The organism is Mariniphaga anaerophila, assembly GCF_900129025.1.
Lineage (GTDB): Bacteria > Bacteroidota > Bacteroidia > Bacteroidales > Prolixibacteraceae > Mariniphaga > Mariniphaga anaerophila.
Map to the genome: position 1 here is coordinate 1 of NZ_FQUM01000015.1, position 26,401 is coordinate 26,401.

The 26,401-nt window shown below is 42.7% G+C and carries 23 protein-coding genes; 16 read left to right on the top strand and 7 right to left on the bottom strand.

All coding sequences use genetic code 11. The features are described 5' to 3' along the window. Positions 1-264 precede the first annotated feature (264 nt). Together BUB08_RS18550 and BUB08_RS18555 are read left to right on the top strand one after the other, a co-directional pair. Entirely contained in the window at positions 265-2,217 is a 1,953-nt protein-coding gene (locus BUB08_RS18550; protein WP_175550046.1) for a putative porin, read from the top strand. Positions 2,218-2,312: 95 nt separating this feature from the next. Further along, a complete protein-coding gene (locus BUB08_RS18555) occupies positions 2,313-3,647 on the top strand; it encodes an MltF family protein (RefSeq protein ID WP_245820224.1) in 1,335 nt (444 codons plus the stop codon). Here BUB08_RS18555 and BUB08_RS18560 read toward each other — a convergent pair. The 3 genes from BUB08_RS18560 to BUB08_RS18570 are packed head-to-tail and all read right to left on the bottom strand — an operon-like array spanning position 3,634 to position 6,564. Continuing rightward, entirely contained in the window at positions 3,634-4,257 is a 624-nt protein-coding gene (locus tag BUB08_RS18560) for an NUDIX hydrolase (RefSeq protein WP_083570867.1), read from the bottom strand. The two genes, BUB08_RS18555 and BUB08_RS18560, sit on opposite strands and share 14 nt — an antisense overlap. A gap of 11 nt (positions 4,258-4,268) precedes the next feature. Continuing rightward, a complete protein-coding gene (locus tag BUB08_RS18565) occupies positions 4,269-5,522 on the bottom strand; it encodes an ABC transporter permease (RefSeq protein WP_073003423.1) in 1,254 nt (417 codons plus the stop codon). Between the two features lie 19 nt (positions 5,523-5,541). Next, positions 5,542-6,564, bottom strand: coding sequence for a lysylphosphatidylglycerol synthase transmembrane domain-containing protein (locus BUB08_RS18570; protein WP_073003473.1), 1,023 nt, complete (start codon positions 6,562-6,564; stop codon positions 5,542-5,544). A 184-nt stretch (positions 6,565-6,748) separates the two neighbouring features. Here BUB08_RS18570 and rsmA point away from each other — a divergent pair, with 184 nt between their 5' ends. The 5 genes from rsmA to BUB08_RS18595 are packed head-to-tail and all read left to right on the top strand — an operon-like array spanning position 6,749 to position 11,200. Further along, a complete protein-coding gene (gene rsmA / locus BUB08_RS18575; RefSeq protein WP_073003424.1) occupies positions 6,749-7,504 on the top strand; it encodes a 16S rRNA (adenine(1518)-N(6)/adenine(1519)-N(6))-dimethyltransferase RsmA in 756 nt (251 codons plus the stop codon). A gap of 13 nt (positions 7,505-7,517) precedes the next feature. Further along, complete coding sequence (gene mgtE, locus BUB08_RS18580; protein WP_073003474.1) at positions 7,518-8,876, top strand: magnesium transporter; 1,359 nt, start codon at positions 7,518-7,520, stop codon at positions 8,874-8,876. 10 nt (positions 8,877-8,886) lie between these two features. Then, positions 8,887-9,357, top strand: a complete 471-nt coding sequence (locus BUB08_RS18585; RefSeq protein ID WP_073003425.1) for an ATP-dependent zinc protease family protein — start codon at positions 8,887-8,889, stop codon at positions 9,355-9,357. Then, positions 9,354-10,226, top strand: coding sequence for a 30S ribosomal protein S6--L-glutamate ligase (rimK, locus tag BUB08_RS18590; protein WP_073003426.1), 873 nt, complete (start codon positions 9,354-9,356; stop codon positions 10,224-10,226). The genes BUB08_RS18585 and rimK overlap by 4 nt, the downstream gene beginning before the upstream one ends. A gap of 5 nt (positions 10,227-10,231) precedes the next feature. Then, entirely contained in the window at positions 10,232-11,200 is a 969-nt protein-coding gene (locus BUB08_RS18595) for a succinylglutamate desuccinylase/aspartoacylase family protein (RefSeq protein ID WP_139249796.1), read from the top strand. A gap of 4 nt (positions 11,201-11,204) precedes the next feature. Here BUB08_RS18595 and BUB08_RS18600 read toward each other — a convergent pair whose 3' ends face one another. Together BUB08_RS18600 and BUB08_RS18605 are read right to left on the bottom strand one after the other, a co-directional pair. Then, positions 11,205-11,996, bottom strand: a complete 792-nt coding sequence (locus tag BUB08_RS18600; protein WP_073003427.1) for an endonuclease/exonuclease/phosphatase family protein — start codon at positions 11,994-11,996, stop codon at positions 11,205-11,207. 466 nt (positions 11,997-12,462) lie between these two features. Then, positions 12,463-13,716, bottom strand: a complete 1,254-nt coding sequence (locus BUB08_RS18605) for an ABC transporter permease (protein ID WP_073003428.1) — start codon at positions 13,714-13,716, stop codon at positions 12,463-12,465. Between the two features lie 245 nt (positions 13,717-13,961). Here BUB08_RS18605 and purH point away from each other — a divergent pair, with 245 nt between their 5' ends. From purH to BUB08_RS18640, 7 genes are all read left to right on the top strand, one after another. Next, positions 13,962-15,557, top strand: a complete 1,596-nt coding sequence (gene purH, locus BUB08_RS18610; protein WP_073003429.1) for a bifunctional phosphoribosylaminoimidazolecarboxamide formyltransferase/IMP cyclohydrolase — start codon at positions 13,962-13,964, stop codon at positions 15,555-15,557. 17 nt (positions 15,558-15,574) lie between these two features. Next, positions 15,575-16,597, top strand: coding sequence for a rod shape-determining protein (locus tag BUB08_RS18615; protein WP_073003430.1), 1,023 nt, complete (start codon positions 15,575-15,577; stop codon positions 16,595-16,597). Between the two features lie 21 nt (positions 16,598-16,618). Then, a complete protein-coding gene (gene mreC, locus BUB08_RS18620) occupies positions 16,619-17,464 on the top strand; it encodes a rod shape-determining protein MreC (protein WP_073003431.1) in 846 nt (281 codons plus the stop codon). Next, complete coding sequence (gene mreD, locus BUB08_RS18625) at positions 17,445-17,948, top strand: rod shape-determining protein MreD (RefSeq protein WP_083570869.1); 504 nt, start codon at positions 17,445-17,447, stop codon at positions 17,946-17,948. Before mreC ends, mreD begins: the two co-directional genes overlap by 20 nt. A gap of 6 nt (positions 17,949-17,954) precedes the next feature. Continuing rightward, positions 17,955-19,772, top strand: coding sequence for a penicillin-binding protein 2 (mrdA, locus tag BUB08_RS18630; protein ID WP_073003432.1), 1,818 nt, complete (start codon positions 17,955-17,957; stop codon positions 19,770-19,772). A 1-nt stretch (position 19,773) separates the two neighbouring features. Further along, positions 19,774-21,201, top strand: a complete 1,428-nt coding sequence (rodA, locus tag BUB08_RS18635) for a rod shape-determining protein RodA (protein ID WP_073003433.1) — start codon at positions 19,774-19,776, stop codon at positions 21,199-21,201. 228 nt (positions 21,202-21,429) lie between these two features. After that, positions 21,430-22,677 carry a KamA family radical SAM protein gene (locus tag BUB08_RS18640; RefSeq protein ID WP_245820225.1) on the top strand — a complete coding sequence of 416 codons (1,248 nt, stop codon included), beginning with the start codon at positions 21,430-21,432 and terminating at the stop codon, positions 22,675-22,677. A gap of 4 nt (positions 22,678-22,681) precedes the next feature. Here BUB08_RS18640 and BUB08_RS18645 read toward each other — a convergent pair whose 3' ends face one another. Further along, positions 22,682-23,290, bottom strand: coding sequence for an acyl carrier protein phosphodiesterase (locus tag BUB08_RS18645; RefSeq protein ID WP_073003435.1), 609 nt, complete (start codon positions 23,288-23,290; stop codon positions 22,682-22,684). A 273-nt stretch (positions 23,291-23,563) separates the two neighbouring features. Between BUB08_RS18645 and BUB08_RS18650 the strand changes: the two genes are divergently transcribed. Both BUB08_RS18650 and BUB08_RS18655 read left to right on the top strand, forming a co-directional pair. After that, positions 23,564-24,469, top strand: coding sequence for a carbohydrate kinase family protein (locus tag BUB08_RS18650; RefSeq protein WP_073003436.1), 906 nt, complete (start codon positions 23,564-23,566; stop codon positions 24,467-24,469). 176 nt (positions 24,470-24,645) lie between these two features. Beyond that, on the top strand, positions 24,646-25,569 hold the full coding sequence (locus BUB08_RS18655) for a 2-oxoadipate dioxygenase/decarboxylase family protein (protein WP_073003437.1): 924 nt from the start codon (positions 24,646-24,648) through the stop codon (positions 25,567-25,569). Positions 25,570-25,572: 3 nt separating this feature from the next. Here BUB08_RS18655 and ppk2 read toward each other — a convergent pair whose 3' ends face one another. Beyond that, positions 25,573-26,385 carry a polyphosphate kinase 2 gene (gene ppk2 / locus BUB08_RS18660; RefSeq protein WP_073003438.1) on the bottom strand — a complete coding sequence of 271 codons (813 nt, stop codon included), beginning with the start codon at positions 26,383-26,385 and terminating at the stop codon, positions 25,573-25,575. Positions 26,386-26,401: the final 16 nt, after the last annotated feature.

Sequence of the window (26,401 nt, forward strand, 5' to 3'; positions counted from 1 at the left end):
GCCAGCGCCGATGGTACTGCGTAAAAGTGGGAGAGTAGGCCGCTGCCGGATTTATCCAAAGCCCATGTTCTTTGAGCATGGGCTTTTTTATTGTTGTTTGCTGTTAATTTTCCTGAAAAGTGGTTAAGTTGTATTTGTCGTTCCCCTTCTTTTTTTAGTTTTGTTCAGCTTTTGCACAAGAATATGCATAAAATAAGTTTGATAAAATTTTTCTTAATCACCTGCATTTTTTTGCCGGGAATAATTTTTGCTCAACAACGTCCTGTGGGGAGAGGGGCAGATGCTTCCCGAAGTTTTTCCGAGACGCCAAATAAAGACGGTACTGCTTCTTCTAAAAAGGAAGTAGAACCTGGTATCAAACTTTGGCGTATAAATGGGTATGGCGCTTTTAACGATTCAATCAAACTAGATACCCTTTTGGATTACTACCATATTTACAATCCCGCATTTAAAGATGCTGTAACCGTGTCGGACGTTGGCAACTATGCTACTCCATATCAAAACAATGATTTTTTTAGCAGAAAATCGAATGTTGATTTTTATTTTTTGAGAAGCAGGGAAGCATATCTGTTAACACCACAAACAGTTCAATACTATAATACCCGTACTCCTTATACGCTTTTAGACTTTTCGCAGAGCGAGCACCGAACCAGAAAAAACGAAACCCGGTTTAATGTACTGCACACGCAGAATGTAAAACCATGGTGGAACTTTACATTTAGGTACGACCAGGCACGGTCTGCCGGACAATATAAAAATCAGGAAACAAAAAACAATTTTGTAACGCTATATTCAAGTTACGATAAAGACCGCTTAAGTATTCATGGGGGGTTTATCAGTAATAGTATTTTGAACAATGAAAATGGCGGGCTTGATAAAGACGCAGATCTTTTGGGAGAGCCGGATACTGATTTTCTTGATGTGAACCTTACTTCTGTTCGGTCTGAATTTGGAAGTACTTACTTTTTTACAACAGGCGAATACCGTTTGGGACGATTTAATGAAATTGTTGTTGAAACGGAGGAAGAGTCTGATGATGAAGAGGAAGAACCCCAAACCATTAGGGAATTCAAGCCTTTTGCGGGTATAAGTTATTCATTCGAACTGCAAAAGCACAAAAAGGATTACATTGATGAAGAGGATCCAACCAATACTTTTTTCCCGGATGCTTATTATGGCGAAGATTATACAAAAGATTCCATCCGCTTTTTCCAACTTCGAAATGTTATTCAACTGAAGCAATACGAAAACCTGGAGCGGAAAACAAGCTTTGGAAAAAGGGTGTTTTTAGGACAGGAATTTGTTAAAGTAGGTTCTCCCGGAGAAATTTCGGGCAATTTTATTCCAATATTTGGCGACTACAGTTATCGAACCAAAAGGTACTCGAATGTATATGCAGGAGGAGGGATTTTCAGAGAAGCAGGAAAATTCTGGACCTGGAATTTTGATGGCCGGATATTCTTGATTGGAAGAAATGCCGGGCAAACCGAGTTGAATGGAACCATTTCAAAACCCTTGTCTTTTTTTGGAGATTCTTTAGCATCATTTCGTGTTAAGGGAAGTATTGAAAACAGGGTGCCCGATTATTTTCAGGAGGAGTTCTACTCAAACCGAATTCAATGGGATGTGGATTTGAAAATGGAACAACGCATGACCGTTAACGGGACGCTGGAAATTCCAAAGAGAAAGCTGGAACTGAATGCCAATTACGCTATCGTCAACAACTTTATTTATAACAATACCGAAGGGGTTCCAACGCAATTTGGAGGGCAGTTGCTGGTTTTATCCGCTTATGCCGATAAAGATTTCAACTACCGAAATCTGCATTTTCGTACTAGGTTGCTTTGGCAAAAACCTTCTAATGGAGATATTTTGCACCTGCCGGATTTTTCCGGCTTTGTGTCAGCCTACTATAAATTTGTAATTTCTAAAGTTCTTTTTACGCAAATTGGTCTCGATGTGAGGTACAACACAGCTTATTATGCTGACGCCTATCATCCGGCCACTGGTTTTTTTCATCTTCAAAACGAAACGAAAATAGGGGATTTTCCTTATATTGATGCACATGCCAATTTGCGGTTGAAACGTACCCGGTTCTTTTTTAAGATGATGAACATTGGAACATCGTTCATTAACAAAGAGTATTACACAATTCCGGGCTATCCAATGAACCGCATGACCTTCAGAATGGGGGTTGCATGGGCGTTTTACGATTAATGATGCACGTGAAATTATATAAGTTTCTTTCCTGTTTTTTTCTGTATCCTTTTTTTTTGTTGCTTTTATTTTCTTGTGGTGGGGAGAATAAAACCGTGAATAATGATGGTGTAGAAAATGAACCCTCTAATCTTTTTCGAATTCAGGAAACAGGAGTGTTGAAAGTTGTTATCGATTACAATTCCACGAACTATTTTGTTTACCGCGGAAAGCCAATGGGGTATCAATACGAGCTTGTACTTGCGTTGTGCGAGGATATGGATGTGAAACCCGAGATTTTTGTAAGCAACAACATGTCGGAAACTTTTAGGGGGCTAAAAGAAGGAAGGTTTGATTTGGTTGCAAAAAACCTTACCGTAACCCGTGCCCGACGAAAGGAAATCGCTTTTACAAAACCGCTGAAGCAGACACGCCAGGTTATTGTACAACGAAAAAAATCTGCTGACGCGCCCGATTCGCTGTTTCTGAAAACTACTCTGGATATGGCCGGAAAGAAAATATACGTTCAGAAAAATACAACCTATTATCGGCGTTTGATTCATCTATCAGAGGAAATCGGTTATCCCATTGAAATTGTAGAAGACTCGATAAACGGAGTAGAAAAACTGGTTTCCATGGTTGCCCGTGGCGAAATAGATTACACCGTTTGCGACGAGAATGTGGCTACGCTCAACCAGTCGTACTACCCCAATCTTGATGTGTCGTTGAAAATTAGTTTCCCGCAGAATATTGCCTGGGCGGTGAGTAAAGAATCTCCAGAGTTGAAAGAATACCTCGACCGCTGGATTGTGAAATTTAAAAAAACAGAGAAGTACCGCCAGATTTACCACCGGTATTTTGAAAGCCCCAGAACTGCAGGGCGCTACAATAGTGAATTTCATAGCATTTCGGGAGGTAAAATTTCGCAGTTCGATTCGGTTGTTAAGCCACTGGCCCAAAAGTATGGCTGGGATTGGCGCCTGATTTCTTCCATTATGTACCACGAATCGCGCTTTAATCCGGAGGCAGAGTCCTGGGGCGGTGCATTCGGGCTGATGCAATTGATGCCTAACACCGCAGAAGCGCTGGGAGTAAAAGATATTTACGATCCGGCTCAGAATATTGAAGGCGGTATTTTACTGCTAAATTGGCTGAACGAACAATTGAGCACATCTGTACCCGACTCAACTGAGCGTATTAAATTTGTTTTGGCGGCCTACAACATTGGCCTGGGGCATGTAAAAGATGCTCAACGACTGGCAAAAAAGAATGGGAAAAACAGTCAGGTTTGGGAGAACAATGTGGATTTTTACCTGAGAAACAAATCGTCAGAAATATATTTTAGAGACCCGGTGGTTAAATGGGGATACGCACGGGGAGAAGAAGCATATAACTTTGTGGATCGGGTGATTGGTAATTACGAGCATTATCGGAATCTTATTCCCGAGTGAGTCCGTCTTCTATGGCATCGTAAAATTCCGAGAGAATCATGGCAGTTGCACCCCAAACAATTTCTCCGTCAAAATGGAAACAGGGAACTTTCAGTTTTCCCGAAACAGTTTCCAGTTCGGTCTCTTCCAGGTTGCCTCTAAATTTCATAAGCGGGAAAAGAATGGTTCTTTCCACTTCGGCTTTATTTATATTGAATGTGGGAGTTTCCCTGAGCCATCCTACAAAAGGTCGAATAAGAAATCCGCTTACATCAACAAAAAGCTCTGACAGCGCACCCAGAATTTCGATTGCGGCAGGCTCAATTCCAATCTCTTCATAGGTTTCACGTAAAGCTGTTTCAATGGCGGTTTCGTTTTGCTCAATTCTTCCTCCCGGAAATGCAACCTGACCGGCGTGGTATTTCATGGTAGAAGGACGTTTTATCAGGCAGGCAAATAATTCTTCTTTTTCGGCATAAAGCAAAAGCAGCACACTGCTGGGTTTTAGCCGTTTTTGATCGCTTTCTGCAGCCCGTAGCTTTCGGTTGGGCGGCATCATTTTCTGATGCGACATTATCCCGCGTAAATTCCCTGCCAAAGCACTTTTTATATCTGCTGCTGTAATTGCCATAACTGTTTTGTTTAATCGAACCGAATGGTTTTTTCGGGCGAAATTTTGCTTACCAGATAGCTGGGGAGAATAAGCATTAGTGTTGTGGCCAAAATGGTGCCGACGTTGAGCAATACAATGTGCATTATTGAAAAGTTAACAGGAACCACATCAACATAATAGGTGGCAGGGTTGAGCTTGAATACATTGAAATAGTTTTGTATCAGAATAAACGCAATCCCGATGGAGTTGCCCCAAATCATTCCACGCGAAGTGAGAAAAACCGAAAGGTACAGGAAAACTTTTCGGATGCTCCAGTTGGGACTTCCGAGGGCTTTTAGTATACCAATCATTTTACTGCGTTCGAGAATGAGTACCAGCAATCCCGAAATCATATTAAATCCGGCAACAATCGCTATCAGAAGAAGGATAATCCAAACGTTCATATCCAGTACCGAGAGCCAGTCGAAAATTTGCGGGTATTCACGGGCAATGTTGGTGGTGCGTAAAATGGTATCGTTTTCGTTGCTGTAATTAATCACAATATTTCTGACATCCTGCTCAATTTCGTTAATGCGGTTAAAGTCTGAAATTACTATCTCAAAACCACTAACCTGGTCGCTTTTCCAGTTATTGAGCCGTTGTACCTGTTGTAAATCGCCCAGTACAAAGAGGTTGTCCAACTCTTCCATGCCGGTATTGTACAAGCCGCAAATGGTGAGCTGCAGCATTCGTGGGTTGCTTTCGTCTTCGTTTACAAAATAAAGCACAACCCGGTCGCCAACAGCAACTTCAAGCAGTTTCGAAACCTGTTGCGAAATGAGAATTTCGTCAGACCTGACCGAATCGTTGATTGCCGGCAGATGGCCGCTTACAATGTTGTTCCGGAAAAAATCCCAGTCGTAGCCGGAATCTACTCCTTTAAAAACAATCCCCTGAATGTACTCATCGGTTTTAATCATGCCCGGTTTGGTGGAAAAAACCTGTAGTTGTTTCACTCCGGGTAGCGCTGCAAGTTGTTCCAGAAACGGTTGTTGCCTGGATACCGGCTGGGTTTCGTAGGAGTTGTTCGAATCGAAATTTATGACCTGAATGTGCGAGCCAAACCCGATTACTTTGTTCCTGATTTCGTTTTTGAAACCGGTAACAACAGCTACGGAAATAATCATTACGGCAAGCCCCAGTGCAATTCCCACCAGTGCAATCCGGATTATTTTTTGTGATAGAAATCGTTTATCGCTTTTCTCAAAAAATAACCTCCGTGAAATGAAAAGTTCCGTGTTCATATTCCGGAAAGTTCTTTAATTAATCTGTTGTTTCCGGTACTGGTTGTTCCGGCGCCGGATAATTTCTTCGGTTAATAAACGGCAAAATAAGCACCGAAATTATTCCGATAACAATAATCATTACAGTCATTGATGTGTGCGCCACAAACGCAAAAATTACTCCGTTTGTTTTGGCAACTCCATAAAGTGCAAGTGCCTCGGTTGCCATAAAATGCCAGGCTCCCATTCCTCCCTGCACAGGAGCAACCATTCCAAAACTGGCCAGCACAAAAGTGGTCAGCCCTGCAATTGGTCCTAAATGACTGGTAAACCCAAAGGAGAAGAACACAACGTACAGCATCAGGTAGTATAACACCCAAATGGCAACCGAATGAAAAAAGAACCATCCTTTTTTCTTTATGCCTCGTACAGATATAAAACCTTCTTTCAGGTTATTAAAAATGGTAAATATTTTTTTGTAGAAAATAGTGTGTTGCAATGTTTTTCTGAAAATAAAGGCAAGAACTACCAGAGCTACTAATCCTCCGATTAAAATTGGAGAGGTGATCAATCCCATAATTTTTGTTTCTATCTCGGGATTATCGTTTATAAAACGAATCATCTGTCCTGCCTGCGAAAATATCACAATAGTCAGCAGCACGAGCAACGACAACATGTCTACGGCACGCTCGGCAACCACGGTTCCAATTAATTTTGTAAACGAAACTTTTTCGTAACGGGCAAGCACTCCACATCTCGACAGTTCGCCCATCCGGGGAAAAACCATGTTCATGAGATAACCAACCATAACTGCCAGAAAAGTGTTGATGAAATTTGGTTTGTGGCCGATTGGCTCAACCATCAATCTCCAGCGAATTGTCCGGCTGATATGGCTCAGTAACCCGATGAAAAGAGAAATGATTATCCAAAAATAATTCACATCATTTTTTAGTACCGATTTGATGTGTTCGATGTCCTGATCTTTATATATAAGCCAGAAAATGGATACGCCAATGGCAAAAAATGTGAGAAATTTGATGGTCTTTATTGCTATCTTTTTCAAAATTAAACCTTTATGTGGAATTGCCCTCTGGGTTTTATATTTCCTGAATTTTATTAATTTCGGGATGCTAAAAATAAGCGGCAATTTCAGCTGTTTAGTAGCTGACAAAAATATAAATTTGTTTGGTTTTTTAAGTTAAAAGAAGATTTAAGAAGGAAACCTGAAATGAGCGAATCGGAGTGTAATGAGTGTTGTCAGGCCCAAAAAAAAGTTAGGTCAGCATTTTTTGAAGGATCAGAATATTGCCTTCAAAATTGTTGATAGCCTGGGAGTCGCTGCTGCCAACGTGTTGGAAGTGGGGCCCGGAATGGGCGTGCTTACCCGTTATTTGTTGCAGCGCCCCGAACTTAGTGTTCACGTAGTTGAAATTGACCCCGAATCGGTAGAATACCTCAAAACTCACTTCCCCGGGTTAGAACCCCGAATTTATTCACTCGATTTTTTAAAGTGGGATGCCGCGCAGTTGCCACAACATTTCAGCGTTATCGGAAATTTCCCTTACAATATTTCTTCACAAATATTTTTCCGGATTATTGAATGGCGTAACCGGGTGCCCGAAGTTGTTTGCATGGTGCAGAAAGAAGTAGCAGAGCGCCTCAGTTCCCCTCCCGGAAATAAAACTTACGGAATTTTAAGTGTGTTACTTGGCGCATTTTACGATACCGAATATTTATTTACTGTTTCTGAGCAGGTTTTCATCCCTCCTCCTAAGGTGAAATCAGCCGTTATCAGGCTTCGTCGGAACTCAACAGAAGAGCTGCCTTGCAACGAGGAATTGTTCTTCAAAATTGTGAAAGCAGCTTTCAATAAACGACGAAAGATGCTCCGGAATTCCCTAAGTGAGCAGGGATTGGAATTACCGGAGCAATTTGCCACAAAACGGCCAGAGCAACTTTCTGTTGCCGATTTTATCCGGCTGACCAAGATGGTTGAAACCTGAAAAAACTCAGAAAATGGAATTTGAAATTACCAGAGAATATATAGACAGGCTGAAAGAACTTATTGAAGAAAACAATTCAGAAGAACTGAAAGCCACCATGGAGCCGCTTCACCCGGCAGATATTGCCGAAGTGATGGACGACCTGAATATGGACGAAGCCAAATACCTCTACCTGTTGCTGGATGGGGAAAAAGCTTCTGACGTATTAATTGAAATTCCGGAACACGATCGGAAACGCTTCCTGAAAGTACTGCCACCCGAATTAATTGCCAGCAAGTTTATTGAGTACATGGACTCTGACGATGCTGCTGATATTGTGGCCGACCTCGACGAAGATTTGAAACAAGAGGTACTGAAAGAAATTGAGGACACCGAACAGGCCGGCGACATTGTGGATCTGCTGGAATACGAAGAAGACTCTGCCGGTGGAATAATGGCAAAGGAGCTGGTTTCGGTGAACGAAAACTGGACTGTGGCAACCTGCCTGAAGGAGATCAGCAAGCAGGCTGAAGAGGTGGACGAGATTTATTACATCTATGTTACTGATGACCAACAGCGGCTGAAAGGAGTACTGTCTCTTAAAAAGCTGATTCTGAATCCGACAAATACCAGAATTCCAAATTTGTACGATGCCGACGTAAAGAGCGTGCGAACAAGTGCACGTCAGGAAGAAGTGGCGGAAATAATGGACAAATACGACCTGGTGGCTATTCCGGTAGTTGATGATATTGGCAGGCTGAAAGGGCGTATTACTTTTGACGACGTTATTGATTTTGTTCGTGAAGAAGCTGAACGTGACTACCAGATGGTTTCCGGTATTACCGGTGACGTGGAGCCGGACGATAAACCCTGGGAGTTAATCAGGGCAAGGTTTCCGTGGTTGCTGATAGGATTAATAGGCGGAATAATGGGCGCATTGGTATTGGGAAATTACGAATCAGAAATTAGTCGCGTCACCGAGCTTGCTTTTTTTATTCCTCTCATTGCGGCAATGGCCGGAAATGTGGGGGTGCAATCCTCTTCAATTGTTGTGCAAAGTATTGCCAGCGGTGTAAGAGATGTAAGCACAACCGGCAAGCGGTTACTCAAAGAGCTGTTGGTGTCATTTGTTACCGCGGCAATTTTTGCCGTTCTCATTTTTCTGTACAACTATTTTGTGCAGGGAGATATTAATTTAACGCTGTCTGTTTCCATTTCGTTATTTATTGTGATGCTTTATGCTTCGTTTTTTGGTACTCTTATCCCGTTGGTTTTAAACAAGTTTAAGGTTGATCCGGCATTGGCTACCGGCCCGTTTATTACAACAATGAATGATATTTTGGGACTGTTTATCTATTTCGGCGTAGGAAAAATGTTTTTCGATTTTTTGTAATCGCTAAAAGATGGAACGAATTGTTATTGGCAGAAAAGACAAGGCCGATTTTCCCGGGCTTGAACTGACCGGAGTTGATGTTAAAATTGATTCGGGCGCCTATACTTCCAGTTTCCATTGCCACCATATCGAACTGTTCGAAACCGAGGGAAAACGAAAGGTGAAATGTTCCTTTCTCGATCCTGAACATCAGATGTATCACGAAAAAGAGTTAGTTTTTAACGTGTTTAAAGTACGTCGGGTGAAAAGCTCCAACGGACAGGTGGAAGAACGTATTTCCATTAAAACGGAGATTATATTATTTCAAAAGAAATACCCCATCGAATTAACTCTTACTGAGCGAAGTGACATGAGGTCGCCGGTGCTGATTGGAAGAAAGTTTCTTTCGAGAAAATTTGTTGTTGACACTTCGCAAAAAAATCTTTCCTTTACGGGCTTTTTTTTAACAGCTAAAATAAAACAAGAATCCAGAAAAGAATGAAGATTGCGATATTGTCCCGGAACCCCAATTTATATTCAACCAGAAGACTGGTAGAAGCGGGAAATCAGCGAAAGCACGAAATGATGGTGGTTGACCACACCAAATGCGATCTGATTATAGAAAAAAGAAAACCTGTCATCATATACAAAGGTAAAATGCTGGACCGCGTTGATGCCGTAATTCCGAGAATCGGAGCTTCGGTAACTTTTTACGGAACCGCAGTTGTCCGCCAGTTCGAAATGATGAAGGTTTTTACGGCGATTGAATCCCAGGCGCTTTTGCGCTCGCGGGAGAAACTGCGCAGTTTGCAGATTTTATCGCGGGCCGGATTGGGGCTTCCCAAAACGGTGTTTACCAATTATTCCCGAAATGCAAAGGAAATTGTGCAGGCTGCAGGCGGAGCTCCGGTTGTGGTTAAGCTGCTTGAAGGTACGCAGGGGTTGGGAGTTGTGTTGGCCGAAACCGACAATGCTGCCGAATCTGTAATTGATGCATTCAACGGATTGAAAGTGCGTGTAATTGTTCAGGAGTTTATTGAAGAAGCAAAAGGTGCTGATATTCGCGCATTTGTGGTCGATGGCGTTGTTGTGGGTGCCATGAAAAGGCAGGCCAAGCAGGGCGAGTTCCGCTCTAATTTGCATCGGGGAGGAACTGCAGAAGTGATTGAACTGACCGAGGAAGAAGAGAATGCAGCGCTGAAAGCAGCGCGGGTGATGGGGCTTGGGATTTGCGGGGTAGACATGCTTAAATCAAATTACGGTCCGTTGATATTGGAGGTGAATTCGTCGCCCGGACTGGAAGGAATCGAAAAAGCCACCGGGAAAAATATTGCAAAAAATATTATCCGGTACGTCGAACGTCATGTTTAGTCAAAATGGCCAAAAAAACTTGTAAAAATATTACCATCCTCGGAGAAGAAATTGTTCCCGGCAAAAAAAAGTTTTTGACGCTCGACGCCGCTCGTCTGCACACATACACAAAAATAGAAGTGCCGGTGGTTGTTGAACGTGCCAAAAAAGATGGGCCGGTATTATTGCTCACAGCAGGAATTCACGGAAACGAACTGAACGGAATTGAGATTGTTCGCGGATTGCTGGCAAAAAAATATACGCGCCCCGATGCCGGAATGGTAATTTCCATACCAACGGTCAATGTTTTTGGCTTCATAAATCAAACCCGCGAATTTCCCGACGGGAAGGATTTAAATCGCGTATTTCCGGGGACGCGAAAGGGCTCGTTGGCGAGTATTTTTGCACATCACCTCATGAATGAGATTCTGCCGCAGGTAGATTACTGCATCGATTTTCATACCGGAGGAGCGCGCAGGTTTAATTCTTCACAAATTCGCATTTCGAAAGGCAACGAAGAGTTGTTTAAATTAGCCGAAGTTTTTAGCCCGCGGTTTATTGTTTACACAGCCCAGCGCGACAAGTCGTTTCGCGAGGCAGCCACAAAAAGTGGGAAAAAAGTACTTCTTTTTGAAGGCGGAAAATCGCACGATTTTAATCAGCGGATTACCACGCGGGGCATGCTTGGCACATTAAAGGTTATGCATCATTTGGGCATGCGCGATTTTTCAGAGGAAATTGCAAACTATGATTTTCCGCCACCGGTTGTTATTAAAGAATCGAGCTGGGTACGTGCAAAACAGGGCGGCCTTTTTCGCTTTTTTGTGAAAGACGGCTCCAAGGTAGAAAAAGGACAGGTGGTGGGTACCATTTCCGATCCTTACGGAAGATTTGAATTCAAAGTAAAAATTCCTGAATCAGGTTATATTATCGGGCTGAACCACGAACCTGTGGTTTACAAAGGCGATGCACTGTTGCATCTGGGCGTGGTTTAAACAGTTATTCCTGAATGTTAATTACAGAGATGATTGGCAAATGATCTGAATAATTTACGTGGTACACTTTCTTGTCAATCACGTCAATCCGTTCTGATTTTCCTACCAGTATGTAATCGATTTTTTTGATGGGATTTACAGTCGGAAATGTGTGAGAATCATCTGGCTGAGTGTTCTGGAAGTTTTCCAGCAGTATTGAGATTTCTTTTGTGCCGGGCTCAGCATTCATGTCTCCCGTTAAAATGCATGGCATGTCTGAGCTTTTATAGATTTCGTTGATCAATTCAGCCTGCCGTATTCTGGAGTCTGAATTGCGATAATCCAGATGTGCTACTCCAACCATCCATTTGTTTTTTGTCGGAAGGGTAATTTGAGCCGTCAGAAATGCTCTGGTTTCATTAATCGAATCAGGGAAAATGGGTAGCCGATGATTTTTTACTTCAGTAATTGGGTATTTCGAAAGTAACGCTTGCCCGTACGAACCGCCCTGAAAAGCAAAATGACGAACAAAAGCGTAATTCATCCCGGTGTATTTTGCCAGTACTTTAGCCTGGTCGACCTGACCCGACCGATAACAAACGCTGTCCACTTCCTGCAACCCGACAATATCTGCCCCGGTTTCTTTGATGAACGCTGCAATCTTCATCAACTGGTCTTCGTTATTTGCATCTTTCCCCGTGTGAATATTGTACGACATCACTTTTAGTTTATGAGTGCTGGTAGGTTTGCACGAAGCTGCAAATAAAACCATTAGCAGCATTGTGCCGTACAGGCATATCTTTTTAGTGCTCAACATAACATGAAAATTTACTGATTTTTGAATAAATTCAACTATAGCGTCAACAGGTGAATGATTCGATGGTTTTGTTATTTCCCATCAAAGAACGGAAAAAGATCAATACAGTTGCACGGTTTTGTGCCTCGGAATTGGTTTTATGTTTGATTAAGCACTTTCGTTTGTGCGGTTACACGTCGAAAATCTTGTTAGATGCAATTAAATAAATGTGTCCATTGCGACTGTTCATGTTCTATCAATGTAGTTTAATTCGGTAACAAAGGAAAAAATTTTGGCAACTGCTTTTGCATTCAACAGTTCAATCCCGTGATGAATACTGCATCGTTACATATAAGTATAAAAATGAGAATGGAGATTAAATATCTAGTCGTTCGTTTTATTGAATTGTGCGCGTAGAATTTTTTCTATGCGGCGTTTTTATTTCAGTTTTCAAAAAAGAATAGCTGGGCGGGTGGTGCCCCGGAACTTAAACCGCGTTCATCGCTTCCACCGGATTCAACCGCGAAGCTGCCCGGGCCGGCATTAACCCGGCAATAAATCCGATGATGCACGAAATCATGAGCCCTTTAATAATGTTTGAAGCGGTAAGAAATATGGTAAACTCAGTGGCAGAATTTACAATTAAGGTTCCAAAAAAGATAAGAATCAGCCCTACTGTTCCTCCAATTACCGAAAGCACAACCGCTTCAAAAATAAACTGTAGCAATATGAAATATTTTTTTGCGCCAAGCGATTTTTGAATCCCGATTAGTTTTGTGCGTTCTTTTACCGAAACAAACATTATGTTGGCAATTCCGAATCCGCCTACAATAATGGAAAATCCTCCGATAATCCAGCCGGCCATATTAAATACAATAAAAAACTGGTCAAACTGGTTCGAAATAAGGCTTACCTCATTAAGCGCAAAATTATTTTCTTCCATTGGCTTCAGTCGTCTGATGCTTCGCATAACGCCTTCCAGTTCTGCAATAAACCGTTGCTGATCGGCGCCCGGTTTTGCTTTTACGCAAATTGACTGTCCCGAGTCCCGGTTGCGGATATCTACCATATAAAACGATTTGACAACACTAATCTGAATGTTATTATCCATGCTGGTGCCGAACATGTCTTGCCCGGTTCGTTCGTAAAGTCCAATTATCTGAAAACGGAATCCCTGTATTTTTATGAACTCGCCCACCGGATTCTGTCCGGGAAAAAGCTTGGCCGCAATCTCAGCGCCAATGAGTGCTACCGGCGCGCCCGACTGCATTTCGCTTTCGGTAAAGTATCGCCCGTCAGAAAGTTTTAGGTTCCAGATGTCAAATAAGTCGTATGAAGTGGCCAGTATAGTGGTGTTGTCAATCTGGTTGCTTTCGTGTTGTACTGTTCGTGAGAATCCGTGGAAAAAGGCTGCATTCTGAAAAGAAGACCCCCGACGCATAATTTCGGCAGCCTCGGCTATTTCCGGAGCTGGCCGGTTCATGTATTTCCACCACGGGTACTCCGTTTCTCCTTCGGGAGGTGCCCACGGCCATTTCTGGATGTAAACCATGTTGGTCCCCAGTGAATTCAGACTTTCTCGAATGTATCGCTCCAGGGAGTCGATTACCGTAAAAACCGAGATGATGGCAAATATACCAATGGTAATTCCCAAAAGAGAAAGAAACGTTCTCAGCTTGTTTGCCCGCAGCGAATTAAACGCAAACGAGAAGCTTTCAAAAATTAACCGAACCAACAACATTTGCCAAAATATTTAATGTAAAAATACCATATTCTTGCACTGCTTTCGCAATAAAACCGAACCATTTCAGTTCAGAATTATGCAGAAGCTAACATATTAGTGTTAATTTTTCTTAAGGATTACAACCTGTATTTTGAAACGGTAAATAAACTTTTTATTTTTCTAGCATAAGATAAAAAACTGTTTTATAACAGGATGTGCTTCGATTTTTTTATCTTTGCAAACGAATTTGAAACGAGAAATAAATGGCTGATAATAAAAAAATTAAGACTGCTCTTGTCTCGGTTTATCATAAAGAAAACCTGGATGAAATTATTCATAAGTTAAATAACCTGGGCGTAAAATTAATAAGCACCGGCGGAACCAAAAGTTTTATCGAATCGCTGGGCGTTCCGGTCACTTCGGTTGAAAGTCTTACCGGATATCCTTCTATTTTGGGCGGACGCGTAAAAACGCTTCATCCGAAAATTTTTGGAGGTATTTTGTCGCGCCGTGATAATCAGGGTGATGTGAGTCAATTGACCGAATATGATATTCCTGAAATTGATTTGGTTATTGTTGACTTGTATCCGTTTGAAAGCACTGTTGCTTCGGGTGCTTCAGAACAGGAAATTATCGAAAAAATAGATATTGGCGGTATTTCTCTTATCAGGGCAGCAGCCAAAAATTTCAAAGATGTAGTGATTGTTCCTTCTCAAAAAGAATACAAACCACTGCTTAGTTTGCTGAATGAGAAAAACGGCGAATGTTCGATGGAAGATCGTAAATGGTTTGCCGGAAAAGCTTTTGCTGTTTCTTCGCATTACGATGCAGCAATTTTTGGCTATTTCAACACAGAAGAAACAGAAAGCCCGTCGGAACGGATTAGCCTGAATAACGGACATGTATTGCGTTACGGCGAAAATCCACACCAAAAAGCAACTTTCTATAAATTCAATAATGTTCCGTCAGAAGTAACACTGGCTAATGCACAGGTACTTCAGGGAAAAGCATTGTCGTACAATAATATGCTCGATGCAGATGCCGCATGGAAAGCATCCAGCGATGCCTTTCACGCAGTAACTCATCTGGAAAATAAGGTGGCTGTTTCGGTAATTAAGCACCTTAACCCTTGCGGACTTGCAGTTACCAACAATATACTCGAATCGCTCGAGCTGGCCTGGGCCGGCGATCCTATCAGCGCCTACGGAAGTATTATTTGTTTTACCGATACGGTTACAAAAGAGGTTGCTGAATGGTTTAAAGGGAAATTTGTTGAAATAATTATCGCTCCAGAATTTGCCGAAGATGCTTTGGAAGTATTTGCAAAGAAGAAAAATTTGCGACTGCTTGTTACTCCTGTAAAATCGGAAAAAACTCACGAAAAGTTGTACCGTTCAATTAGTGGCGGGATGCTGGTGCAGGACGAAGACGAAGGAATGGATACAGAATTTAAGGAAGTAACCCAAAAAGAGTTTGGCTCTGAAAAAATAAATCTGTCGAAATTTGGTGTGGTGGCTTGCAAGCATTTAAAAAGTAATGCCATTGCCATTGTAACCCAAAAAGAAAACGGATCGTTCTGGCTTACCGGCGCAGGAATGGGGCAGCCCAACCGGCTCGATAGCTTGCGGAACCTTACAATGCCGCGTTTCAATATGAAAGAAGGCGTTAACCTGGCCGAATCGGTATTGATTTCCGATGCGTTTTTCCCGTTTCGCGACAGCATTGAAGCAGCCAACGAGTACGGTGTAAAATACATTGTAGAACCGGGAGGCAGCATACGCGATGAGGAAGTGATTGATGCCTGCAATGAATTTGGTATTGCCATGGTGTTTACCGGGAGACGGCATTTTAAACATTGATATAATATAATCAGAAGATGGGACTTTTTTCTTTTTTAACCCAGGAGATTGCTATTGACCTGGGTACAGCAAACACAATAATCATTCATAACGATAAAATCGTGGTGGATGAGCCCTCTATTGTAGCCATCGATTTGAAGACCGAAAAAATGGTGGCCATTGGAGAAAAAGCCCGGCAGATGCAGGGGAAAACACATGCCAATCTGAAAACAATCAGACCGTTGCGCGACGGGGTGATTGCAGATTTTAATGCTGCAGAACAGATGATACGCGGGATGATTAAAATGATCAATTCCAAACCGCGAATGTTTTCTCCGGCGTTGAAAATGGTTGTTTGTATCCCTTCTGGAAGCACAGAGGTTGAAGTGCGTGCGGTGCGCGACTCTGCTGAACACGCAGGCGGGCGCGAAGTGTACATGCTTTACGAACCGTTGGCCGCAGCCATTGGAATTGGCCTGGATGTGGAAGCACCGGAAGGGAACATGGTAGTTGATATAGGTGGTGGAACAACCGAAATTGCCGTAATTTCTCTGGGAGGAATTGTTACCAACCGTTCCATTCGTATTGCCGGCGATGATTTAACTTCGGACATTATGGAATACATGCGTCACCAGCACAACATTAAAATTGGTGAACGCACTGCCGAAGAAATCAAAATTCACGTGGGGTCTGCGCTCTCGCAACTCAAGGATCCGCCACCGGATTTTATTGTCCAGGGGCCGAACCAGATGACTGCGCTTCCCATTGAAGTGCCCGTTTCTTACCAGGAAATTGCCCACTGTCTTGAAAAATCGATCTCTAAAATAGAAACTGCTGTTTTGGCTGCCCTTGAACAAACTCCGCCCGAACTTTATGCCGATATTGTTACCAAAGGAATTTGGCTTGCCGGCGGCGGTGCCTTGCTTAAAGGGTTCGACAAAAGGCTGACGGATAAAATCGGTATTCCTTTCCGGGTGGCAGAAGACCCGTTGAGAGCTGTTGTTCGGGGAACAGGAATTGCTTTAAAGAATGTAGATAAATTTTCATTCCTGATTAGATAATAGTCAGGATTTTATTTAAGTATGAGAAGCCTAATCAGGTATTTGCTGAAAAACCATGCTTTTGTGCTTTTTGTTCTGTTGGAAGGTTTTGCCCTTACAATGGTATTTAATTACAACAGTTTTCAGAAAGCAACTTACCTGAACTCGGCAAGCCGGCTTACCGGGACAGTATATAATATGTTTCATTCGGTTACCGGTTATTTTGGCCTGGCAAAAATTAACAGAGAACTTGCCGGGGAAAATGCAAGGTTGAGAAGCCTCCTGGAAAATCAGCCTGGTTATTTTTTGTCTCCAGACAGTACCTCTTCCACCCAGTTGCAGAACGATTCTGTTTTTCGGTTTATTACCGCTGAGGTCATTAACAATTCGGTGAACAGGCCTCTGAATTACCTCACCCTGAATAAAGGCCGGAAACAGGGAATAAAACCTGATATGGGAATTATTTCGAACCGGGGAATTGTTGGTGTGGTCGGACAGGTTTCCGAATCTTACGCCATGGGATTATCGGTGTTAAATCAGCGATGGAGTGTTTCCGCAAAAGTAAAGAAGAACGGTTACTACGGATCTTTAATGTGGAACGGGACAGATTATCGTTATGCAACTCTGGCAGAAATTCCGTTGCACGTTGATGTTGCAATTGGCGATACCGTTGTTACCAGTGGATATTCTTCGATTTTTCCGGAAGGAATTTTAGTGGGAACAATAAGTGATTTTACACGACCCGACGGCGAAAATTATTATGCGATTAAGGTGAAACTGTTTGTCGATTTTAAATCGATTTCTCATGTTGAAGTGGTTGAAAATACAGACAGACAGGAGATTGATGAATTGGATAAAACGCTGAAAAATGATAGGCAGGCTAATTAAATACGGGGTAATGTTTGTCGTGCTTGTTTTGATGCAGGTGCTTGTGCTTAACCAGGTTCAGCTGAGTGGCTACATTAATCCGTTTATTTACGTGTTGTTTATTATGTTGCTTCCGGTAAGTACCCCCAGGTATCTGCTGCTGATTCTCGGATTTTTAATCGGTTTTGTTGTGGATATTTTTTCAAATAGTCTGGGTATTCATGCAGCGGCAACAGTTTTTATTGCATTTGTCAGGCCTTTCGTAATCAGTTCAATTTCTACCCGGGAAGAGGATCGAAATGAATATCCCGGATTGCGCCAAAATAAGTTTTCCTGGTTTTTATCATACACAGCAATCATGGTGTTGTTGCACCATTTTGTGCTGTTTTATCTCGAATATTTTACTTTCTCTCACTTTTTTCTCACTTTTTTGAGGGTGTTGCTCAGTTCTGTTTTTTCCATATTTATTATAGTTTTGAGTCAGTTTATAATTTTTAGGGAGTAAAAACGAGTGGATACTTTTTCAAAACGCGGTTATTTAATTATTGGCATTTTTGTGCTTACCGGAATAATTTTCATTGCCGGGCTGTTCAGACTGCAGGTGCTGGATCCTACGTATAAGGTATTCGCCACAAATAATGTACTGCGTGAAATTGTACAGTACCCTGCCCGGGGGTTGATATACGACCGCAACGGAAATCTGCTTGTTCATAACAAACCTGCTTACGATTTGCTGGTTACCCCGCGCGAAGTTGCCGAATTTGATACTACATATCTGTGCAACTTACTTGAAATCACATTGGATGATTTTAAAGGAAGACTGGATGCAGCCCGGGAGTATTCCCGCTACAAGCCTTCCATAATTGTAAAGCAAATATCTCCGGAAACCTACGCGGTTTTGCAGGAGCGTTTGTACCGTTTCCGCGGATTTCATACTCAGTCCAGAACGCTGCGCGAATACAAATACCCGGCCGCAGCGCATGTGTTGGGGTATGTTGGCGAAGTAAACCAGTCCGACCTGAAAGAAGATAGTTACTACAGTCAGGGCGACTATATTGGAGTGAGCGGTATCGAAAAAACATACGAAAAATGGTTGCGCGGTGAAAAGGGAATTAAGAAATTTTTGGTGGATGTGCATAACCGTATTCAGGGGAGTTTCCTTAACGGAGAAGAAGATACTCATGCAACAGTAGGAAATAACCTGACTACCTCTATTGATATTGAACTGCAGTTGTACGCCGAGAAACTGATGGAAAACAAAATTGGCAGTGTTGTAGCCATTGAGCCGTCAACCGGAGAAATTCTTGCGCTAGTCAGTGCGCCATCCTACCATCCCGGAATGCTTGTGGGAAGGGTCAGGGGTGCAAATTATTCCCGGCTGCTTGCCGATACGCTGAAACCTCTTTTTAACCGGGCACTTCAGGCAGAATATCCTCCCGGCTCTACATTTAAAATGTTGAACACATTAATTGCCCTGCAGGAAGGCACAATTAATCTGCACACCCGGTTTTCGTGCGACGGGCCTGAGTCGCGTCCAATTAGGTGCACCCACTATCATGTTTCTCCGTTGGGAGTGGTCGACGCCATCAGAGAATCGTGCAATCCGTTTTTGTGGAATACGTTTCGTTCCATCATCAATCATGGCGAAACAGCAGCCGACGGGTTTAACCATTGGAAAGAGTATGTCGAGAGTTTCGGTTTGGGGTCGCGACTGGGAACTGACCTGGTGAATGAAAATAATGGGAATGTTCCTTCTGAAGATTATTATAACAGGTATTATGGCGCCGGCAGGTGGAATGCGCTTACTGTCCGTTCGTTGTCGATTGGGCAGGGCGAGTTGGGAATCACTCCGTTGCAGCTGGCCAATTATTCGGCGGCAATTGCAAACCGGGGGTATTATTATGTGCCGCATGCCGTAAAAAATATTGAAGGAGAGGTTATTTCAAACAGATACCGGACGAAAGTGGAAACAGCCATTTCGCCCGAGCATTTTGAGCCGATTATCGACGGAATGCAAATGGTGGTAGAAAACACCAATGCTTCGGTTTTTATGAGGATTCCGGGATTAACCATGTGCGGAAAAACAGGAACTGTTCAGAATCCGCACGGGAAAGATCATGCTGCATTTATGGCTTTTGCCCCAAGGGAAAATCCCCAAATTGCCATCTCTGTTTATGTAGAGAATAGTGGTTATGGTTCGACTTTCGCGGCGCCAATTGCCAGTTTGCTGGTAGAAAAGTACCTGAATAGGGAGATTGCTGAAAGCAGAACGTGGGTAGAAACCCGGATGCTGGAAATGGATTTGTTAAACAGAAATCAATCGCGTTGATATGCCAAGAAGAAATCAATTGTGGACAAATATCGACTGGTTAACAGTTTTCATTTACCTGGTTCTTGTTTTTCTGGGGTGGATAAATATTTACGCCGCTGTTTACGATGCCGAGCATCAGAGTATTTTTGATATCTCTCAACGGTATGGCAAGCAGTTGCTTTGGATTGGAGCAGCCCTGCTCATTGCTTTTGCTATTCTGCTTATCGAAACCAATTTTTACGTCTTTTTTTCGTACGCAATTTATGGTGCTGTTATCTTGCTGCTTGTTTTTGTGCTCTTTGCAGGGAATGAAGTGAACAATTCAAAATCGTGGATTGCAATTGGAGGGTTTGCTATTCAGCCTGCGGAGTTTGGTAAATTTGCAACTGCCTTGGCGCTTGCAAAATACATGAGTACTTTTGGGTTTAAGCTTCAGCGTTTTTGGTCGCTGGTAATAATTGGATTTATCATTTTTTTCCCGGCTGCGCTTATTTTGTTGCAGAACGACACCGGGTCTGCCCTGGTTTATTTTGTATTTGTTTTAGTGCTTTACCGCGAAGGGCTTTCGGGAGTTGTGTTGTTTTTTGCCACGCTCATCGGGTTAATGTTTATTCTTTCGCTGGTGTTGTCCGAGCTGGTTTTGTTTGCTTTGCTGTCGGGGCTTGCTTTGCTTACGTTTTTTGTGGTAAGGGCGGGAACAAAACATTTTTTTAAAGTGCTGTTATTCTTTGCCGGTGCATTTATTCTTCTTGCTGCCGTGAATTATCTGGCGCGTTTAGGATACCAGGTTGAGCATGTGCTTGCCGGTATGATTTTGCTCGGAGGCGTTGGAATTATTGCATACAGCATGCATAATAAACTTAAAAGTTATACCCTTATTGCATTGGTTTTTATGGGGTCGGTTCTGTTTTCTCTGACCGTTGATTATGCTTTCGATAATTTGCTTGAGCCTTATCAGCAGGCACGTATTAACGAGCTTTTGGGAATTGAGTCTGATCCGTTGGGAGTTGGTTACAATGTGAACCAGAGTAAAATTGCCATCGGTTCGGGCGGTTTCTGGGGGAAAGGCTTTTTGAATGGCACCCAGACCAAATTCAATTTTGTGCCCGAACAAAGTACCGACTTTATTTTTTGTACCGTTGGCGAGGAGTGGGGGTTTGCAGGAACTCTGGTGGTTGTTTTGTTGTTCCTGACTTTATTCGTGCGGCTTATTTTTCTGGCAGAAAGGCAACGGTCGGGGTTTTCGCGTATCTACGGTTATTCAGTGGCGGTAATCCTCTTTTTTCATTTTATGGTGAATATTGGAATGACCATTGGCATGATGCCGGTTATTGGCATACCGCTTCCATTTTTCAGTTACGGCGGTTCTTCGCTGTGGGCTTTTACCATTCTTCTGTTTATTTTCCTCAGGCTGGATGCCAGCAGGCTCGACCATCTTTCAAATTGAAAGCGGCGGAAGAAAACATGACAAAGGTCATGTGGCAAAAATTTTGATTTTTTTTTGATTTTTATATTTTTGCGCACGTTGATAAAAATCCTCATTTTTTTGTAGTAGGCGATGCCCTGTCGGGGGCATTTTCACAAAAAAGAATGAAACATCAGTTCTTTATAACATTTATTGCTTATGACGGAGTACAAATCATTTTCTTTGCACAACTTCAGGGAAATTCCTCAAATGGAATATCTAACTGAAGAACAGCGGTTTAATATAGAAGTAGTTGGGACGGTTTTACCTTTTAAAACCAATAACTACGTAGTAGACGAACTTATTGACTGGCGCAATTTTGAAGATGACCCGTTTTTTATTTTGAATTTTCCGCAGAAAGAGATGCTTGATGAGGACAGTTTTAACACTGTGGCGTTGTTACTGAAAAGCAGCGCATCAAAAAAGGAAGTTCAGGAAGCAGTACGAAAAATAAGGCTGAAACTCAATCCCAATCCGGCCGGACAAGAAAGCAATGTTCCTGTTTTTCAGGACGAAAGGCTTAACGGCATTCAACATAAATATCGCGAAACCATGCTGTTTTTCCCAACTCAGGGACAAACGTGCCACGCATATTGTACATTTTGTTTCAGATGGCCGCAGTTTGCGCTCAACGAATTCAAATTTGCCATGAAAGAATCAGATACGCTGATTCAGTATTTGAAGGCAAATCCTCAGATTACCGATGTGCTTTTCACCGGAGGTGATCCGGCTGTGATGAAAACCCGCTTTTTTGAAACCTATTTTAACGCCCTGCTTGATGCAGATATTCCCAATCTTAAAAATATTCGGATTGGAACCAAGTCGTTGGCATACTGGCCCTACAGATATACTACCGATGATGATGCAGACGACTTGATTGACCTTTTCAGAAAGGTAAAAAGTAAAGGGATCAGCGTTGCCCTGATGGCGCATTTCAATCATCCGGGAGAATTGAAAACCGCTGCTGTAAAAGAAGCTGTAAAGCGTTTGATTTCTGCAGGAGTACAAATTCGTTCGCAATCGCCGGTTCTGAGGCACATTAATAACAACGCCGATATTTGGGCAGAAAACTGGAAAGCACAGGTAAAACTGGGAATTATCCCTTATTACATGTTTATTGCACGAGACACGGGGGCGCAGGATTATTTTGCCGTACCCCTAAATCAGACCTGGCAGATTTTCCGGAATGCATACAATCAGGTTAGTGGTATTTGTCGGACTGTAAAAGGCCCAAGCATGTCGTGCAGCCCCGGTAAAATTCAGATAGTTGGCGTTTCAGAAGTAAAAGGGGAGAAGGTTTTTGTGCTTACTTTCCTGCAGGGCAGAGATCCTTCCTGGGTAGGAAAACCGTTTTTTGCCAGGTACAATCCTGATGCCATTTGGATTGATGATTTGGAACCTGCATTTGATGAACCGAAATTCTTTTTTGAAGATTCCTATTGCGAAATGCTAGCCTGATTCGCTAGTGATAATTATCCGGACGTTTTATTTTAATGTCGGTTTCTGATTCGGAGAAAGCAATCATTTCGTTCATGAACCCGGTGAAATACTGTCTGATTAGTTCGTCGTTATTTACCATAATTTTAATGGCCTGCACCGACTTTTTTGGCAACGAAGTGTGCCTGCTCATAATTTCAAGCGACTGTTGGATTCCTTCTTTTTGAGCGTAAGATTCCAGTCGCCGGCTTTTGATCATTGCAGGCAGAAACAGCTTCACGCGTGAAGGAAGGTGAAAAACGTTGGAGAGCAGAGCAGCGTGCATTTTTCCGGCAAATTTGCGAAGAGTTAACTGGTGATATTGTTCCCAGCCGCTTGCCAGAAAATGATCGAAAACCAAATCGGTAATTACTCCGGAGTAAAGTCCGAACTCTTCTCTGAACAGTTTTTTTGTTTCTCTGAATAATGTATGCTGATCTGTAAATGAGTCAATCCTTCGGTGCAGCACAATCCCTTCCCTGATTTTTTCAGGGTATTTCAGGTAATTGTTTCCTTTGACATGATCGCCGATAAAGTTTCCGGTAATAAGTTTTTCATCCTCGCCGGACAGATATAAATGGGCCAGAAAATTCACTTCGTTTGCTTTTGAAGAGAACGTTCTATCCCAGGTTTTGTTTTGTCTGCTCGTCTCTCCCGGAGCGAAACTTTCTTTTTGAAATGGAGGTTTGTCTGGTGTTGCATTTGTATCTCAGCTTGTTGTGGCGTTTTGCCTGTGTAACAGAGAATAAAGGTAACTGTATTTGTTCGTGTCCCCTACTTCTTAACGTTTCTTATCGAATTCCTCTATTATCAAAATTTGAATCCTTGTCTATTTATCGCTATTTTTGTCGCTGGCAAATTTAGATAGATGAGAAAGAAAGTTGTAGCATTTGGAGAAGTTGTTTGGGATATTTTGCCCCATGAAAAAATCCTTGGCGGAACTCCGTCTAACATGGTTTTTAGGTGTAATTCTTTTGGTGAAGAAGGACATTTGCTTTCGCGCGTGGGCGACGATGAACTCGGACACCAAGCCATAAATCGACTTGAGGAGTTGGGGATTTCGGTTCGCAATGTTCAGATCGATTCAGAATTCCCAACCGGCACTGTAAATGTTACTTTCGACGAAAGCCAGGAACCTGTATTTAATGTAACTCCCGATGTTGCTTTCGATCATATTGAATTTTCTCCCGAGGCGCTGACACTTGCCCGTAGTGCCGACTGTCTCTTTTACGGGTTGTTGCCGCAGCGGTTCGGCATTTCAAAAAACACAATTCGCGAGCTGATTAAAGAGTCGCCGTCATCGGTGAAATTTCTCGATTTAAAACTGTTTCAGCATTTCTTTAATGTAGCGGTAGTAGAGTACTTGCTGCACTCTGCCAACATTGTACGCATTAAAGAAAAAGAGATTGGTTTTCTGACCGATAAGCTTAATTTGAACCCTGGAAGTTTTGAGAAGTTTGGCGCTCAACTGGTAGAGAAATACAATATTGATGTGGTGCTAATTACCCGGGGTCCCAACGGTGTTTTTGCATTTCATAAAGAGCAGGGGGCTTTTTACGATGCGGGGTACTTGGTGGAAAAAAAGGACAACATCGGTTCAGGAATGGCTTTTTCTGCTGGCTTTCTGCATTTGTACCTCAAAGGAAGCAAGATTCAGGACGCGCTGAATTTTGGAAATGCTGCCGGCGCTTTTAGCACAACCCTGGTGGGGGCAACTTCTTATTTCAGTAAGAAAGACGTAAAGAAGTTTATGAAGAAGGCAAAAAAACGCTAATTGTGAATTTCTGATTCCTTTCGTTTTTCCACAAAGCTATTATTAAACACATATTTAGGAGTAACCCTGTTCCTTGATTTTCAGTTTAAAGGAATATGAAGCGTGTTGTGGCATGATGTTCTTTCAGGCCGAAACGATTTCATAATAATTTAGGTGAGAATTAAAAACGTGGAACAATGAAAAGGGATGCACTTCAAATAGCAGAAAGCCTGGTTGCAAAACTGTGGGAGGCTTTTTTAATTCGTGTTCCTTATGCAAAAGCTTATAACGATTTGGTAACCAAAAACGGAGGCCAGGTTGTTTTGGATCATCTGGGCTTTCGCACACTGAATACGCACATTGGCGAACAACCGGCCGGTATTTTAGGAATCAGGCATATTGTTGAATGCCTGGGGTACCGGCTTGTAGAAAAGCATGTGCTTCCGAAAAAAGGATTGAAAGCCGCCTATTTTGAAACGGAGTCGGCCGGTGTTCCCAAGTTTTTTGTGAGCCAGCTCGATGTTGCCCAGTTGCCGGAGTGGGTGCAGAATTTATTGCCTGACGTTGTTGCAGATACTCCTTATTTGCTTTCCGATTCGGGGATTGAACTTCTCGGAAAGTTGAAAGCAGACGGGGTTTTAAATGAGGAAGCTGCTGAAATTCTGGAAGAGGAATTGGTAAACTATTTTTCCCGGGCGTGGGGGCCGCCTTCCAGGCAAACGGTACTTCATGTTAACGATGTTTCGCATTATGCAGCGTGGGTGCTTTTGTTTGGCAATTCGCCCAGCCATTTTGCAGCATCGGTAAACAATCAGGGCATTGCCGAATGGCCGGATATAGAGTCGACCTGCCGGGCGTTAAAAGCAAATGGTATTTTAATGAAGGATGGGATTGAAGGGGAAAAAGGAAGTGTGTTGCAGCAGGCTGCTACTTTTGCCGCTAAAGAAGATGTAATTGTGAAGGTGGGTGAAGAAAACGAGGAAATGAAGTGGGCATACGCTTATCTGGAGCTTATTCAGCGCGGATTTGTGAATGAGGACGGACAAAAAAAATTGTTTGGCGGTTTTGTGGATATCCAGGAAAGGCATCTTTACCATTTAACCCGAACCCTCGAAAACTAATTTTCAATACACTTCGGGAACATAGGTAATCTCCTCAAGTGGAGGTCTGACATATCCTTTGTTGTCTTTTCGCGGCGGTAAATCTATCGGCTCCGGAGTTAAATCTTCGTATGGAATCATGGATAATAAATGCGCAACGCAGTTTAGCCGGGCGCGTTTTTTGTTGTCTGCATCTACCATAAACCAAGGGCTTATTTTTGTATCTGTGTAAGAAAACATTTCATCTTTTGCCCTCGAATATTCCACATATAATTCGCGCGATTTTAAATCCATCGGGCTGAGTTTCCAGCGTTTGGTCGGATCTGCCATGCGTGCCCTGAATCGTTTTTCCTGTTCTTCTTCGCTTACTGAAAACCAATACTTGATGAGAATAATGCCTGAGCGGATGAGCATTCGTTCAAAATTGGGGCAGGAGCGCAGAAACTCCCAATATTCGTCGGTGGTGCAGAAGCCCATTACTTTTTCTACTCCTGCGCGGTTGTACCAGCTGCGGTCGAAAAGAACCATCTCTCCGGCAGCGGGGAGATGAGGAACATACCGTTGAAAATACCACTGGTTTTTTTCGCGTTCGGTGGGAGTGCCCAAAGCCACAACCCGGCAAATCCGCGGATTCAACACCTGCGTAATTCGCTTAATGGTTCCTCCTTTGCCGGCAGCGTCACGCCCTTCAAAAATCACAACAACTTTCAGCCCTTTTCGTTTTATCCACTCCTGCAGTTTCACCAGTTCAATTTGCAGTTTGTTCAGCTCTTTTTCGTAAAAACTGGTTGAAATTTTTTTTTGAGATTTGTCGTCCGGCATTTCTTCTTTTCCCATTGTCTGCTGATTATCT